Genomic DNA, 13,996 nt, shown 5'->3' with positions numbered 1-13,996 from the left:
GCGATCATCTGGATCTGCCGGGGCTTGAGGTTCTTGTGGTAACCCTTGTCCTCCGCGTGCAGGGAGGTCTCGGACGCATGCGCGTGACCACCATCAATAACGTGGTCAGGAAGGGGGGTATTTGTCATGGGAGTGTCCTTTGGGGGGTGGTGGGCCCACGCCTGCCGGGTTCCCTGGCCGAGCTTGCGAGGCGAGGGAGCAGGTGGGGACTACTTGCTGAGGTTGGCCAGGCGTTCGGGGCTCAGGAGTTCCTGGAGCTGGGCATCGGTGAGGAGTCCGTGCTCCAGGACCAGTTCAGCCACACCCTTGCCGGTGGCAAGTGCTTCCTGCGCAATGGCAGTGGCGGTGGCATAACCGAGGTGGGGATTCAATGCGGTGACCAGCCCGATGGACTGCTCCACGGTGCGGCGCAGGTGTTCGGTGTTGGCGGTGATTCCACGGATGCAGCGGGCCGTAAGGGTGCGGCAGGCTGCTTCGAGGTGGGAAATGCTCTTGTGGAGGCTGTGGACGATGATGGGTTCGAAAGCATTGAGCTGCAGCTGCCCGGCTTCGGCGGCCATGGTGATGGTGACGTCGTTGCCGATCACTTCGTAGGCCACCTGGGAGACCACTTCCGGGATCACCGGATTGATCTTGCCCGGCATGATGGAGGAGCCGGACTGCACGGCCGGCAGGTTGATCTCGCCGAAGCCGGCGCGCGGGCCGGAGGAGAGCAAACGGAGATCGTTGCAGATCTTTGACAGTTTGACCGCCACCCGCTTCAGCACGCCGGACAGGTGCACGAAGGCGCCCACGTCCTGCGTGGCTTCGATGAGGTCGACGGCAGTGACCAGCGGCAGGCCCGTGACCTCCGCCAGGTGCCGGCAGGCGGTTTCGGCGTACCCGTGCGGCGCGTTCAGGCCGGTGCCGATGGCTGTGGCGCCGAGGTTGATCTCGTGGATCAGCAGTTCGGCCTCCGCCAGGCGCAGCCGGTCCTCGCCGATGGTGACGGCGTAGCTGCCGAACTCCTGCCCCAGGGTCATGGGGACGGCGTCCTGGAGCTGGGTGCGGCCCATTTTCACTACGGTGCGGAATTCCATGGCCTTGGCAGCGCAGGCGTCCTCGAGTTCCTCGAGTGCTGCCAGCAGCTCCCGTGCGGCGAAGATGGTGCCCAGCTTGACGGCCGTGGGGTACACGTCGTTGGTGGACTGGCTGAGATTGACGTGGTCGTTGGGGTGCAGCCGGGCGTAGTCGCCCTTGGGGTGGCCCAGGATTTCCAGGGCGCGGTTGGCGATGACCTCGTTGGCGTTCATGTTCGACGACGTCCCGGCACCGCCCTGGACCACGTCCACCACGAACTGGTCGGCAAGCTGTCCGTCCAGGACGTCCTGGCAGGCCTGCTCGATCGCATCGGCGCGTTCGGCGTCCAGCAGGCCGAGCTCGCGGTTGGTGCGGGCGGCGGCCAGCTTCACGGCGGCCAGGCCCCGGACCAAGTGCATGTTGGAGGACAGCTTCTGGCCAGTGATGGGGAAGTTCTCTACGGCGCGGAGCGTGTGCACGCCCCAGTACGCCCCGGCGGGGACGTCGCGGTCGCCCAGCAGGTCGTGCTCGGACCTGGTGGTGGGAGCAGACGTGGCGTCCGCTGCGGTGTCGATCATGGTCATGGAGGTCCTCACAGGGCTTCGTTGTCGGGCGTGGACTGGGTGTTCAGGAAATCAGTGGCCAGTAGCTGGCCCACCTGGTGACCGCCGCCCAGCACGGGTGCGGTGGCGATTCCACCGAGGGGTTCGCTGTCCACGCCCAGCGCCTCCAGCAGGCGGACGGTGGCGGGCATCCGGGCGCGGTCGCCGCCGTCGGAAATCTTCACGGCCACGGCACTGCCGTCACCCAGGCCCACCAGCTGGACGCCCTCAAAGCCGTCCTTGGCCACGGCGCCGGGCAGCAGGCGCATCAGTTCGGTGACGTCGCGGCCTTCCCCGGCCACCATGTGCGGGTGCCGCTGCATGGCGAGCCCGACGGCGGCTTCCGCATTCGTCGAATCGAAGGTGTCGCCGTCGTGCCGTGCGGCCGCCTGGGCGATTCGGCCGAAGGCGCGGGCCATGCCGCGGAGGGTCAGGGCGAACAGCGGGGTCCCGCAGCCATCGGTGCTCACGCCGGCCGGCTCCTCGCCGGTCAGGTCAACGACGGTCCGGGCGACGAGCTGCTGCAGCGGGTGGGAGGGATCCAGGTAGCCCTGCAAGGGCCAGCCGTTGATGGCGCAGGTTGCGGCCATGGCGGCGTGCTTCCCGGAGCAGTTCTGCGTGATCCGGGTGGCGCTGCCGCCGTTGCGCAGCCAGTCCTCGCGCTCGGTGGTGCCGTAAGGCAGGTCGGTGCTGTTTTCCAAGTCTGTGGGGGCGAGCCCGTGCAGTTCCAGGATGCGCAGGGCACCGTCCCGGTGCACTGCCGCGCCCGAATGGCTCGCGGCGGCCAACGCCAGGAGATCCGCGGGGAGTTCCAGGCCGGCGCGGACCATGGCCACAGCCTGGAGGGGCTTGAGCGCGGAGCGTGGATAGAACGGAGTCAGCGGGTCCCCTGCGGCTGCCGCCACTGAACCGTCAGCCGCGAGCGCAATCGCGGAACCATAGTGGACACTTTCCACCAGGCCGTCACGGAGGGCGGCCACCAGGGGGATGTGCTGTGGCAGGGCCAGCTGGTCCGGGGCAGCGGTCTGGGCAGCAGAAAACACGGGGGATGGCATGGTGTCCTTGGAAGGGTTGGTTGGATTCAATTAGCTGTTGAGGATGGATTCCAGGGCTGCGCCCACGGCTTCCAGGTGGTGGGCCATGGCGGCGCGGGCGTTTTCCGCGGAGCCGGCCTCGATGGCGGCAAGGATCTGCTGGTGCTCAAGATCGGAGGCGTGCTGGCGGTCAGCCACCATGTTCAATGTCTCGGACTGGTGGGCCAACGCGTCCCGGATGTCAGCCACGACACTCGCGAACACTTTGTTGCCGCTGGCCCGCGCAATGGTGGCATGGAAGCTGGAATCCAGCGCCACCCAGGATTCCGGATCCGTTTCCGAGGCCATGGCGGCGACCACCCCGCGGAGGATGTCGAGTTCCTCCGGAGTGCGGCGTTCCGCTGCCAGGCCTGCGGCCGGGACCTCGATGTGGGGACGCGCCTCTGTCAGGTCCCGTGCCGAGTATTGCCCCAGGGTGAGGTCATTGGCCACCTTGCTGGCAATGACGAACGTCCCCTTGCCGGTCCTGGTGACCGTGAGGCCCAGGGCCGTGCAGGAGCGGAGGGCTTCCCGGATGACCGAGCGGCTGACTCCGTATTGCTGCGAGAGGGTGGACTCTGAACTGAGCTTGCTTCCCACCGGGATCGTGCCGGATTCGATGTCCCCGCGGATGGCGTTGAACACCGCCTCGGCAGCGCTCAGCCGGGCAAGCGGTCGGTGTGCAGGCTGTCCTGCTGTCCGGCTGTCTGACAGGTTCACGTCCTCAAATATGGCACTGGTCACAGTTGCTGTCAAGCTCTCCCTAGTCCTGCCGCTGGTTGGCGGCCCGCCGCCGCTGCCGCCGCCGTCGTGAACGCACGTGCCAAACGATGAGCGCCGCCACGGCCACGGCAGCGATGACGACGGCGAGATCCCGGCCCACTGCCTTGGCCACGGCCTCGTAGGAGTTGCCTGCGAGGAAGCCAATCAGGACGAAGCCAATGCCCCAGACGATGCCGCCCGCCGCGTTCCAGGCGAGGAACCGGCCGTAGGGCATCCGGGAGGTGCCGGCCAGGGCCGGCATGACAGCCCGGAAGAAGGCTGTGAAGCGACCAAGGAAGACAGCGGAACCGCCTTTCCGGCGGAGGAAATCCTGCGCATTCTCCAACCTCCCGGCGTGGCGGCGGAGCACTTTTGCCTCCAGGATGCGGGAGCCCAGATGCTTGCCCACCTCATAGCCCACGCTGTCGCCAATGACGGCGGCACCCACCACCAGGCCCATCATCATGCCCAGCTGCACCTCGCCCCGGCTGGCCACCACGCCCCCAAGGACGGCTGCTGTTTCGCCTGGGATGACGAAGCCGACAAACAATGCATCCTCGGCAAACACCAGGCAGAAGACGGCGATATACGCCACGATCGGGCTGACGTTCAGGAGGCCGTCGATGAAGCCCGTCATGGCAGCGCCTCAGCCCTGGGGCGTTGGAACGGGGCCGAGTTTTGCCAGGAATGGCATCCGGGCCAGCAGCGACAGCCCGAACCGGTTCCACAGTCCGGTCAGGAACGCCGCTCCCGTGGCTGCGGTGAGGAAGGACGCCGTGACGTCGGTGGGGTAGTGCACGCCGAGATAGACGCGGGAAAATGCCACGGTCATGGCCACAAGGATCCCGAGGATGGCTGCCGGCCGCTGCCACTTGGTGCCGCGGGCCAGCAGATAGACGGCAATGGCCAGCGCGGAAGCCAGGGCCACATGACCGCTGGGGAAGCTGTCCGTTCCCGGCTCCGGGATCAGCGGGTTGTATAGCGCTGTGGAGTCGGGGCGGTGGCGTGCCACCAATAGCTTGAACAGTTCGCTGCTCACCCAGCCGCCTGCAGCAACCAGCCCTGTCGCGATGGCGTTGACGGGGCTGCGGCGCACCAGCAGGAGGTAGAGGCACAGGGCGGCGATCATGAGCACGCCGCCCGCCGGGCTGAACACCACGTTGATGGCCATGGCCAAGGCCGTCAGCGGCGGCGTGTGGTCATGGCTCAGCTCGGCGTCCACTGACATGTCCGCCGATGTCAGGGCGGGGATGAACCTCAGCGCCAGGCCGCCTGCCACGATCAGGAGTGCTGCGAGGATGGGCACGGCGATCCAGTGCCGCAGCTGGGGGAGTGCCGCCATGCGCACAGCCGCGTCCTCCACTGGAGATGCTGGCTTTGGGGAACGGTCGGGGCAGGGCGTCACGGTTCAGCCTGGTTCTTTCGCCGGTCAGGGTACCTACGAGTATGCGCCTGCGCGGCTGAAAGAAGGCTGTGAAATGGGCAGCTAGAGGTGCTGGATACCTGCCCGCTGCATGGCGTCTCGGTAGGTGTCCACGCTCTTGGCCAGCAGCTCTTCCTGCTTTGCCTCAGAGACAGCAAAGGCCCTCCCGCCCAGGGCGGAGGCCTTGTAGATCTTGATGCCGGCGTTCTTCAGTGAGGAGTGGTAGGTCTTTTCGAACAGGGTGAGGAATGTGGACGCGTCCGTGCCGTGGGCAATGATGGCCGAAACCCGGGAGTTGATTTTGAGGAACTGCCGGAAAGGACGAAGGCCGTCGGTCTTCTCCTGGACACTCAGGGCCGACGGGCTGCCGCTCTCACGGACCCAAGGGTAGGCGTTCCAGGGCATGACGTAGCGGGGGTCCAGCTCAGCGAGTTCGTAGATTTGGGTAGCGCGGCGGGCTGCTTCGTCGTCGTTGTTGTGGGAGACAAATCCGGACTCGGTCCCCTTGCCGGGGCTGGCCTGAAGGCTGATGATCCTGCACTCATCTTCGTCGTGGACGGGGTCGATGTAGGGGACTGTGGAACCGGGCTTCTTCTCCATGAGTTCATCGCAAAGCTGGGTTACCTTTGCGATGTTCGGTTCCTGTAGCAGGGCTTTTTTTTCGTCCCAATCAATCGTCACGATTTCTCCCTTGGCAGCGAGGCGTCCAGAATCAGGCGTCCTATGTCACTCTACGCTTTTGCGGGGAAGGGTGGGCACATCGCGTTTGTCCCGGCCGGCCACCAACGGCCCGGGGACATGCTGTTCAATGGATTATGCAGTTCACCAGGAAGGGCTTGAAGGCCGAGGGTTTCGCCGGCTTCCGGCCGATCCAAGACCTCGAGACGATGAGGATCCCGCAAGGAACGGGCCTCTTCACGGTGGTGGCTCCGGAAGATTTCCAGCCGCGGTTCCTTACGAAAAGCACCGCCGGCGTCTTCAAGAAGAAGGAGCCGTCCCTCCCCGCAGCCGCTCTGGCCGCCGAGTGGGTGGACAACGCCGCGGTTCTCTACGTCGGAAAGGCCGGGCCCGGAAGCAAAGGTAACCGGGGGCTCCGGCGTCAGATCCAGGAGTTTGTGGACTTCGGGCAAGGAAAGCCGCCCGGGCATTGGGACGGGCGCGCAATCTGGCAGCTTGCCGACGCCGGATCACTGGCCATTGCGTGGAAAGAGCTTCCGGCGGAACAACTCAACAGCGCAGAAGCGGCTTGCCATTCAGCCTTTGTGGCGGAATTCGGACGGTTGCCGTTCGCCAACCTCGTGCAGGCGCGCACCAGGTCCGGCGCTTGACGTCTCCGGCACGCCTTTCACGCTGGGCCCCGTAGCCGCTCCATCTCGCGGCGGTCCTTTTTGGTGGGCCGGCCCGCGCCCCGGTCCCGTTGCGGCAGGCCGAGCGCCGGCAGAACGGGCCGCGGCGGAGTGTGGTCGGTAAAGCAGTGTGAGGCTGCCTCGGCTCCCACACGCTTCGCGATCAGCCGCCGGACCTCGAGGATGCGCTCGTACCCCGACATGCGGACGGTAACGGTGTCGCCTGTAACCAGGGTCGCCGACGCCTTCGACGGGCTGCCGTTCAGGCGGACATGCCCTGCCCGGCAGGCTGCAGTGGCGGCCGATCGCGTTTTATAGGCGCGGATGGCCCACAGCCAGGCATCGATGCGGACACTGGCGGGGGAGGCAGGGAGACTGGTCATGGCTGGCACCGAGTATAGCCCCGGGGCCCGTCACTTCACTCCACCGTCACGCTGACCCGCTGCACCACGTTGTTGCCCATTCCCTGGTAGTTCCAGTTCTGCTCCAGTGGCTGGGTAGCGCCGGTGATGTCCGTGGCACGGCATGCCAGGACGTGCTCGCCCGGGTCGGCCACCCAGGGCAGGCTCCACCGCCGCCAGGCGAAGCCGCCAACGGGCTTGTCCAGGTGCGCCGGCAGCCAGGTGCCGTCAATGCCCACCTCGACGGCACTCACGGCACCTTCCCCTGACCAGGCCCGGCCTTCCAGCATCACCGGGCCCGGGCGAAGGAACCGCCGCCGCGTGAAGAAGTCCGGAACGCCCGGCGGGACCATCAACGAACGCACCCTGATCCGCGTAACCGGCGTGCCGGCGTCGTCCGCGGTGCTCTGGTAGCGGTAGGCAGGCTGCTGCTGGAACCCGGTGAACGGAGACCGCACCACGTCGATTGACTGCAGCCACTTCACGCTGGCCATGCCGTACCAGCCCGGCACCACCAGCCGCAGCGGGTAGCCATGCTGCGGCGGCAGGTCGGCGCCGTTCATTTTGTAGGCGAGAACGACGTCGGGACGCAGCGCCTCACGGATCGGCAGGCTCCGTGCGTACTGCTGGGGGACGCCGCCCTGAACCCCCGCGTCGGCCCCGGTGAAGACCACCTCCACCGCATCCGGCAGCACGCCCGCCTTGCCCAGGAGATAGGCCAGCGGCACTCCGGTCCAGTACGCCGTACCCACAGCCTCCAGCACCCAGGGCTGGCTTACGGGCCGCGGCTCCAGGAGCGAGCGGCCGTTGCCCGCGCACTCGAGGGTGACGGGCACGGTGATGGCAGGATCCCTGTGCAGGGCCGCTATGCCCAGCTCCAGGGCGCGCTCCACCGCACCCCCGATCCGCAGGTGCCAGGACGACGCATCGGGATCCGGAATGTCGAAGTGCGTCAGCACATAGTGAAGCCCGGGCGGCGTCACTTCGCGGCGGAGCATCTCGAGCGGCATGGAGTGGTTGCGGGCCGCGAGCTGCAGTTCCTCGCGGGTGAGAGGACCTGATGTTGGCTGCAAGCCGGGCGCTCCAACAAGTGCCTGTTCCGCCGACGGCTCCCGGGTGGGCTGCTGGTTGCTGTAGTTCATGGCGCTGCGATTCTGGTAGCGGAGTTAAGGGACGCCCCCGCCAACAGGTCTACGCCGGGACCACCCGCGCGTCAACGAAATTAAACCCCCTACAGCACCGGCCGGGCCAGGAACCCGGCAAGGCTGATGGGGTCCTGGCCGGTCAGCCCGTGGACGTCAGGCGACAGCCCCGCCATCTCACCCGCTGCCATCGCCGTATAGGTGCTGACCCACGCATCCAGCTGCCACTGCGGAGCACCATAGGACGCCCGTGACGCGTAGGCTTCCTCCACGGTCTCCGGGTGGTAGCTGATGGTGCGCCCGGTCCCGGTGCTCAACACCTCCGCTGCCTGCACCATGGTCAGTTCCTCGGGACCGGTCAGGTTATAGGTCATGCCCTTGTGGATGGCCGGATCCCGCAGCACGGCGTGGGCGCAGCGGGCAACATCCTCCCGTGCCACCCCTGAGAACACACCGTCACCGGCAGGGCCGCGGATCACGCCGTCCTCCCCCGCCAGCAGCGGCAGGAAGTCCAGGTAGAAGTTGTCCCGCAGGAAGGTGTAGTCCATCCCTGACGCCTTGATCCGCTCCTCCGTGGCGTAATGGTCCCGGGCCAGGGTGAAGGTGGCATCCGGCGCGGCCCGGTAAAAGGACGTGTACACCACGTGCTGCACCCCGGCATCCGCGGCGGCATCCACAAACGCATAGTGCTGCTGCAGCCTGTCTTCGGCTTCCGCGGCGGACACCATGAACAGGATTTCCGCGCCGTCAAGGGCCTGGCGTGACGCGGCGCCGTCCCCGTAGGAACACACCACCGGATGGGCGTCCTCCAATTGCGGCGCCCGCGCCGCGTCGCGCACCAGCAGGCGCTGGGCGAAACCGGACGCGGCCAGCTGCCGCGCCAGCATTCCGCCCAGGCCTCCCGTGGACCCGGTGACCGCGAGCTTCGGCAGCTCCGACGGGGACGCCACTTACGCTTCCCGCGTGGCCGGCGACTTGGTTTGGGCGGGGTCCCGCTCAGCAAGGCCGCCGACGGCGTCGTCGATCTTCTTCAGGACCTCCGCCTCCAGCTTCACGCCGGCGGCAGCCACGCTGTCGGCAATCTGCTCCGGCCGGGAGGCGCCCACAATGGCCGAGGCAACGTTGGGGTTCTGCAGGACCCAGGCAACGGCAAGCTGGGGCATGGACAGGCCTGCTTCCTGGGCAATCGGCTTCAGTTCCTGCACGGCGGCCAGGACGTCGTCGCGCATCCAGCGCTCGATCATCTTGGCGCCGCCCTTTTCATCCGTGGCGCGGCTGCCTTCCGGGGCAGGCTGGCCGGGCAGGTACTTGCCGCTGAGAACGCCCTGGGCCATGGGCGACCAGACGATCTGGGACACGCCCAGTTCTTCCGACGCCGGAACCACCTCGGCTTCGATCACGCGCCACAGCATGGAGTACTGCGGCTGGTTGGAGATGAGCTGGAAGCCCAGTTCCTTAGACAGCCTGTGCCCCTCGCGGAGCTGCTCCGCTGTCCACTCGCTCACGCCGATGTACAACGCCTTGCCCTGCCGGACGATGTCCGCGAACGCCTGCATGGTTTCCTCCAGCGGCGTTTCGAAGTCGTAGCGGTGGGCCTGGTACAGGTCCACGTAGTCCGTCTGCAGCCGCCGCAGCGAGCCATTGATGGACTCCATGATGTGCTTGCGGGACAGGCCAAGATCGTTCTTGCCCTTGGGTCCGGTGGGGCCGAAGACTTTGGTGAAGATTTCCAGGGACTCGCGCCGCTCATCCTTCAGGGCCTGGCCCAGGACGGTTTCCGCCGCGGTGTTGGCGTAGACGTCCGCGGTGTCAAAGGTGCTGATGCCGGCGTCGAGGGCAGCCCGCACGCATTGGGTGGCAACGTCGTTTTCCACCTGCGAGCCGTGCGTCAGCCAGTTGCCGAACGTAATTTCCGAGACTTTGAAGCCGCTGTTTCCGAGGTATCTGAATTCCATATGTTCACGCTAACCCAGATGGTTGCTCACGGTAAGGGCTTTGCCGTTCTCCCTTACGGCTGGGGGTGCGCGTCCTGCGCCTGTTCCTTGAGCACCTGCTGCTTGCCGGTCAGGGAAACCAGGGACCCGGTATCCAGCGGCGGCACCGGGTGGGGCGGCTGGGGCTTCTTAAAGGACCGCGGCAGCTCATGCGGCGGCCGGTGGTTGTGAAGGGCGGATTCCACCAGCGGGGCCACCTCGGCCACCTTGTCGGCGGGCACGGCCGGGTCCGGAAGGTCCCGCACCGACAGTTTGATTTCGGGCGCAGCGGCACGTGCCCTGGCCTCGGCGCGCTTATCGGCCTCGGCGACGGCGGAGGCCCAGTCTTCAGCAAGGACCGGCGGTTCGGGGCGGGTGGCGGCAAGTTTTGGATGGCGTACGACGGCGGTGCGCAGCGACTCTTTCAGCTTGTCCGGCTTCAGCGCTGCGGCCTTTGCCGCCAGCGGCTTGCCGTCTTGGGCAGGCTGAGCGGCTGAATCGGCAAACCGGGCCAGTTTCCCCTTCCCGGGGACCCGCCCGAACAAGGCCATCAGAATAATGGCGGCAAGGCGTCCCAGGCCCGCGAGAACCAGGGTGATGACGCCGAGCAGGAAGAGGACGCCGAACATCATGAGGGCCACGCCAACAGTGCCCAGGAAGGTCAGGTTGAGGACGAGAGTGTCCGGGTTCTCCACGTCTTCTCTCCTCTCCAGCCGGCATCCTGGGTCCGCTCCCGGCATCCGGTGCCGGGGGCAAGCTCCTTCTCCACCATACGGATTTTTGTCCGGCCATGCCGCCGCGCGCCCGGCCTGTTCCGAGGTTGTAGCGAAGCTGTTATCCGATGTGACAGCATCACCGGGTGACCGAATCCAATGAGTCCGCAAACTGCATGTGCCTGTCCGGGGAGCCCTACGCCGAATGCTGCGGAAGGTTCCATTCCGGCCAGGCGCTCGCTGCCACGGCCGAACAGCTGATGCGGTCCCGGTACAGCGCGTTCGTCCTGCTGGATGCGGACTACCTGCTGCGGACCCACCATCCATCCACCGCACCGGCCGGCCTTGACCTGGACCCGTCGATGCAGTGGCGCCGCCTGGACATCCTCGGCACGAGCCGAGGCGGACCTTTCGATACCGCCGGCACGGTGGAGTTCAAGGCGTACTACCGGCAGGGCAGGGAACGGGGGGTCCTGCACGAGAACAGCCGGTTCGTCCGGGAGCACGGCCGGTGGCTGTACGTGGACGGCGACATTCTCGCCTGACTATCGCTCGTCGTCGTAAAACTCGCTGTCCGGGGTGAAGCCGGCGCGGTCAACCTTCCGGTGGAACCGCATGCCCGCCAGGCCGCCGAGCACTGCACCAACCAGGGCCACGGCTGCCACCACGATCGCGGCGATGATGCTGGTGGTGGTCAGCTGGCCTTCATTGATGGGGATGCGCGGGAAGCTGTTCAGGTTGGCCAGGACATTGAACTGTTGCCCTGCCACAACGCCCAGGATGGCCACCACAATGGCCGCGATCAACGCCCAGATCCACACCATGAGCCCCTGCTTGGCGCCGTTGAAGCGGGCCATCCGGCCAGCCACGTAGCCGCCGCAGTAGTAGGAGAGGAGCAGGATCACCAGCAGCACGATGATGCCCACCAGGCCCACGGTGCCGGTGTTCTGTGCGGCCTGGTTCACGGCCTCGTTGACGTCGGTGTTGCTGGCAAGGCCCACCGCGGTTCCGGCCGCTGCCACCAGCGCGGTGAGCAGCACGGCCATCCCCGTGGCGGTCAGCCAGCCAAAGAACGCCGAGCCCACCTTGATGCCGCCAAACCGCTCCTTCTGGCGTGCGACTGCGGTTTCCCGGTTCGCCAGGGTGGAGTCTGCCACCGGCTCCACCACGGGCGTCGCCCGGGTGGGGGCGGGGGTGTATTCCCGCTCCGCAGAGGGTGCAGTGGAATAGTCCCTTTCGCGTGGGCGAGTGGGCGCCTGGTCCATTGAGCGGGTGGCGGCATCGTCCGCTGCTGCATCCCGGTAGCTTCCGCTGCGGGTGGTTTCATCCTCCCGGGCACGGCGGGGAGGCAGGTTCTCTGGGTCCGTTGAGCTGCTCATGGTTCAACTCAACCACCCACCCGGAGTGATAGCAAGCGTGCTTACTATTTTGTGACCTGCGGTTTTACCGGTATTTCCGGTGCAGGTCCTCCTTTTTGGACGGCCCCGGCGAGGCATCGGCAATCCACGGGCCGGTCCCCTCGGACGGGTCCAGGACCCCGGCCTCCAGCCACGTGTAGTCGCCGGCAAGGGCCTTGCGCGTCAGTGCCTGGTCGGCGTCGTCGGTGTTTCGCCACAGCTGGTCGAAGTACTCGTCCACCCGCACCCTGGCCTGTTCGCAGTAGGCATCGGCAAGCTCGTAGGCGCTGGCCGCTTTTTCGGGGGCGGTTTTCAGCAGCATCTCCGCGCGGGAGCAGCAGGCGGTCATGGCGAAGAGCTCGGCGCCGATGTCCACCACGCGGCCCAGGAACGCCTGTTTCCGCTCCAGTTTGGCCTGCCAGCGGCCCATGCCATAGAAGGTCTGGCGTGCCAGCCGGCGGGACGAGCGTTCAACGAACCGGAGGTGCTTGGCCAGCCTGCCGAACTCCGCATAGGAGCGGGGGTCCATGCCGGCGCCGGCCACCAGCTTGGGCAGCCATTTGGCATAGAAGCCGGAGGCGCCGACGGCGGCCTTGGCTTTGTCGGCCAGGCTCGCATCCAGCGACGCGAGGTCGCCCGCGGCGGCCAGGTGCGCATCCACCGCTTCCCGGGCGATCAGCAGGCGCATGATCTCGGAGGAACCCTCGAAGATCCGGTTGATCCGCAGGTCCCGCAGCTGCTGCTCGGCCGGTACGGCACGTTCACCGCGTGCGGCCAGCGACTCAGCCGTCTCAAATCCGCGTCCGCCCCGGATCTGGACCAGTTCGTCCGCTATCCGGCAGCTGATTTCCGTGGCCCAGAGCTTGGCAAGCGCGGCCTCGATCCGGACGTCCTTCTGCCCGGCGTCGGCAAGTTCCGCGGACAGCTCGAACACGGCGTCCAGGGCAAAAGCCGACGCTGCGATGAAGGCAATTTTCTTGCCCACGGCCTCGTGTTCGCCCACCGGCCTGCCCCATTGGGTGCGGGCGTTGGACCATTCACGCGCAATCTTCAGGCTCCACCGCCCGGACGCCACGCACAGTGCGGGCAGCGCCAGGCGGCCAGTGTTGAGTGTGGTCAGGGCGATTTTCAGGCCCTGGCCCTCCCGGCCCAGCCGGTTGGCGGCCGGCACCCGTACCTGATGGAAGCGGGTGACCCCGTTCTCAATGCCGCGCAGGCCCATGAAGGCGTTGCGGTTTTCCACGGTGATGCCCGGCGAGTCCATTTCCACCACAAACGCGCTGATGCCGCCTTTGTGCCTGGTGCCGTCCGGATCGGTGTGCGCGGGGACAACGGCCATGACCACCACCAGTTCGGCGATCACCCCGTTGGTGGTCCATAGTTTCACGCCGTCCAAAAGGTACGCGTCGCCGTCGTCCGTGGGCGTTGCCGTGCTGCCCATCCGGGCGGGATCGCTGCCCACGTCCGGTTCGGTGAGGAGGAAGGCGGTGACGGCGCCGGCGGCGCACCGGGGCAGGTACTCCCGCTTTTGCCCGGGCGTGCCGAAGACCTTGACCGGCTCGGGCACGCCGATGGACTGATGTGCCGAGATCAGGGCGCCCAGGCTGGGGTGCACGCTGCCCAGCAGGGCAAGGGCCCGGCCGTAATAGACCAGGGAGAGCCCCAGGCCCCCGTATTCCTCCGGGATCTTCATTCCAAAGACGCCCAGTTCCGCGAGGTCGTTGATGTATTCGTCGGGGATTTTGGCATCCCGTTCGATGACCCGCCCGGACATTGTTTTTGCGAACTCCGTGAGGCGGGCCATGAACTCCTCGCCCTTTTCCACGGAAGCGGGGTCCGGGGCCGGCCAGGGATGGACCAGGCCAAGATCGAAACTGCCCAGGTACAGGCCCTTGGCGAAGCTGGGCCGGTCCCAGCCGGATTCGCGGGCTGCCTCGGCAACGGCGCGGGCATCTTCAGCGGTGGCCCCGGCGCCGATGTTGCCGGCGGGGACGGGGGTTTCTTCAGCCGGGGCGTCTTTGGCCTGGCTGTCAGTCGCGGAGGTCATGGGTTATCTCCTAGGCCGGATTGGCCGGTGTAGCCATGGATCCGCCGGGTTGGAGAAC

At 66.8% G+C, this 13,996-nt stretch carries 15 protein-coding genes; 2 read left to right on the top strand and 13 right to left on the bottom strand.

Translation table 11 applies throughout. The features are described 5' to 3' along the window. Positions 1-209: 209 nt before the first annotated feature. From ASG86_RS07490 to ASG86_RS07465, 6 genes are all read right to left on the bottom strand, one after another. On the bottom strand, positions 210-1,643 hold the full coding sequence (locus ASG86_RS07490) for an aspartate ammonia-lyase (RefSeq protein WP_056332123.1): 1,434 nt from the start codon (positions 1,641-1,643) through the stop codon (positions 210-212). 8 nt (positions 1,644-1,651) lie between these two features. After that, complete coding sequence (locus ASG86_RS07485) at positions 1,652-2,716, bottom strand: asparaginase (protein WP_056332139.1); 1,065 nt, start codon at positions 2,714-2,716, stop codon at positions 1,652-1,654. A gap of 30 nt (positions 2,717-2,746) precedes the next feature. Beyond that, positions 2,747-3,454 carry a FadR/GntR family transcriptional regulator gene (locus tag ASG86_RS07480; RefSeq protein WP_056332137.1) on the bottom strand — a complete coding sequence of 236 codons (708 nt, stop codon included), beginning with the start codon at positions 3,452-3,454 and terminating at the stop codon, positions 2,747-2,749. A 43-nt stretch (positions 3,455-3,497) separates the two neighbouring features. Continuing rightward, the gene (locus tag ASG86_RS07475) at positions 3,498-4,133 is read right to left on the bottom strand and encodes a DedA family protein (RefSeq protein WP_056332121.1); all 636 of its coding nucleotides are present in this window, start codon (positions 4,131-4,133) and stop codon (positions 3,498-3,500) included. 9 nt (positions 4,134-4,142) lie between these two features. Beyond that, a complete protein-coding gene (locus ASG86_RS07470; protein WP_056332134.1) occupies positions 4,143-4,838 on the bottom strand; it encodes a phosphatase PAP2 family protein in 696 nt (231 codons plus the stop codon). Positions 4,839-4,982: 144 nt separating this feature from the next. Next, positions 4,983-5,600 carry a uracil-DNA glycosylase gene (locus tag ASG86_RS07465; RefSeq protein WP_056332119.1) on the bottom strand — a complete coding sequence of 206 codons (618 nt, stop codon included), beginning with the start codon at positions 5,598-5,600 and terminating at the stop codon, positions 4,983-4,985. 134 nt (positions 5,601-5,734) lie between these two features. Between ASG86_RS07465 and ASG86_RS07460 the strand changes: the two genes are divergently transcribed. Next, a complete protein-coding gene (locus ASG86_RS07460) occupies positions 5,735-6,247 on the top strand; it encodes a hypothetical protein (protein WP_056332117.1) in 513 nt (170 codons plus the stop codon). Between the two features lie 17 nt (positions 6,248-6,264). Here ASG86_RS07460 and ASG86_RS07455 read toward each other — a convergent pair whose 3' ends face one another. The 5 genes from ASG86_RS07455 to ASG86_RS07435 all read right to left on the bottom strand — a co-directional run bounded on the left by ASG86_RS07455 (position 6,265) and on the right by ASG86_RS07435 (position 10,476). Then, the gene (locus tag ASG86_RS07455) at positions 6,265-6,648 is read right to left on the bottom strand and encodes an RNA-binding S4 domain-containing protein (RefSeq protein WP_056332115.1); all 384 of its coding nucleotides are present in this window, start codon (positions 6,646-6,648) and stop codon (positions 6,265-6,267) included. Positions 6,649-6,683: 35 nt separating this feature from the next. Next, entirely contained in the window at positions 6,684-7,808 is a 1,125-nt protein-coding gene (locus ASG86_RS07450; RefSeq protein WP_235565130.1) for a sulfite oxidase, read from the bottom strand. An 89-nt stretch (positions 7,809-7,897) separates the two neighbouring features. Continuing rightward, on the bottom strand, positions 7,898-8,758 hold the full coding sequence (locus ASG86_RS07445; protein WP_056332113.1) for an SDR family oxidoreductase: 861 nt from the start codon (positions 8,756-8,758) through the stop codon (positions 7,898-7,900). Beyond that, complete coding sequence (locus ASG86_RS07440) at positions 8,759-9,763, bottom strand: aldo/keto reductase family protein (protein WP_056332111.1); 1,005 nt, start codon at positions 9,761-9,763, stop codon at positions 8,759-8,761. A gap of 53 nt (positions 9,764-9,816) precedes the next feature. Continuing rightward, a complete protein-coding gene (locus ASG86_RS07435; RefSeq protein ID WP_056332109.1) occupies positions 9,817-10,476 on the bottom strand; it encodes a hypothetical protein in 660 nt (219 codons plus the stop codon). A gap of 194 nt (positions 10,477-10,670) precedes the next feature. Here ASG86_RS07435 and ASG86_RS07430 point away from each other — a divergent pair, with 194 nt between their 5' ends. Further along, positions 10,671-11,039, top strand: coding sequence for a YchJ family protein (locus ASG86_RS07430; protein ID WP_056332107.1), 369 nt, complete (start codon positions 10,671-10,673; stop codon positions 11,037-11,039). On the opposite strand, the gene ASG86_RS07425 is transcribed toward ASG86_RS07430, so the two are convergent. Both ASG86_RS07425 and ASG86_RS07420 read right to left on the bottom strand, forming a co-directional pair. Next, positions 11,040-11,873, bottom strand: coding sequence for a hypothetical protein (locus tag ASG86_RS07425; RefSeq protein WP_056332105.1), 834 nt, complete (start codon positions 11,871-11,873; stop codon positions 11,040-11,042). It lies immediately after the preceding gene. Positions 11,874-11,937: 64 nt separating this feature from the next. After that, complete coding sequence (locus ASG86_RS07420; RefSeq protein WP_056332103.1) at positions 11,938-13,938, bottom strand: acyl-CoA dehydrogenase family protein; 2,001 nt, start codon at positions 13,936-13,938, stop codon at positions 11,938-11,940. Positions 13,939-13,996: the final 58 nt, after the last annotated feature.

This window comes from Arthrobacter sp. Soil764, from assembly GCF_001428075.1.
Classification (GTDB): domain Bacteria; phylum Actinomycetota; class Actinomycetes; order Actinomycetales; family Micrococcaceae; genus Arthrobacter.
This window is presented reverse-complemented; position numbering and strand designations above follow the sequence as displayed.

Coding starts and splice junctions, on each gene's coding strand:
- ASG86_RS07490 (WP_056332123.1), bottom strand. CDS start 1,643: ATGACCATGATCGACACCGCAGCGGACGCCACGTCTGCTCCCACCACC.
- ASG86_RS07485 (WP_056332139.1), bottom strand. CDS start 2,716: ATGCCATCCCCCGTGTTTTCTGCTGCCCAGACCGCTGCCCCGGACCAG.
- ASG86_RS07475 (WP_056332121.1), bottom strand. CDS start 4,133: ATGACGGGCTTCATCGACGGCCTCCTGAACGTCAGCCCGATCGTGGCG.
- ASG86_RS07470 (WP_056332134.1), bottom strand. CDS start 4,838: ATGGCGGCACTCCCCCAGCTGCGGCACTGGATCGCCGTGCCCATCCTC.
- ASG86_RS07460 (WP_056332117.1), top strand. CDS start 5,735: ATGCAGTTCACCAGGAAGGGCTTGAAGGCCGAGGGTTTCGCCGGCTTC.
- ASG86_RS07455 (WP_056332115.1), bottom strand. CDS start 6,648: ATGACCAGTCTCCCTGCCTCCCCCGCCAGTGTCCGCATCGATGCCTGG.
- ASG86_RS07450 (WP_235565130.1), bottom strand. CDS start 7,808: ATGAACTACAGCAACCAGCAGCCCACCCGGGAGCCGTCGGCGGAACAG.
- ASG86_RS07440 (WP_056332111.1), bottom strand. CDS start 9,763: ATGGAATTCAGATACCTCGGAAACAGCGGCTTCAAAGTCTCGGAAATT.
- ASG86_RS07430 (WP_056332107.1), top strand. CDS start 10,671: ATGTGCCTGTCCGGGGAGCCCTACGCCGAATGCTGCGGAAGGTTCCAT.
- ASG86_RS07425 (WP_056332105.1), bottom strand. CDS start 11,873: ATGAGCAGCTCAACGGACCCAGAGAACCTGCCTCCCCGCCGTGCCCGG.
- ASG86_RS07420 (WP_056332103.1), bottom strand. CDS start 13,938: ATGACCTCCGCGACTGACAGCCAGGCCAAAGACGCCCCGGCTGAAGAA.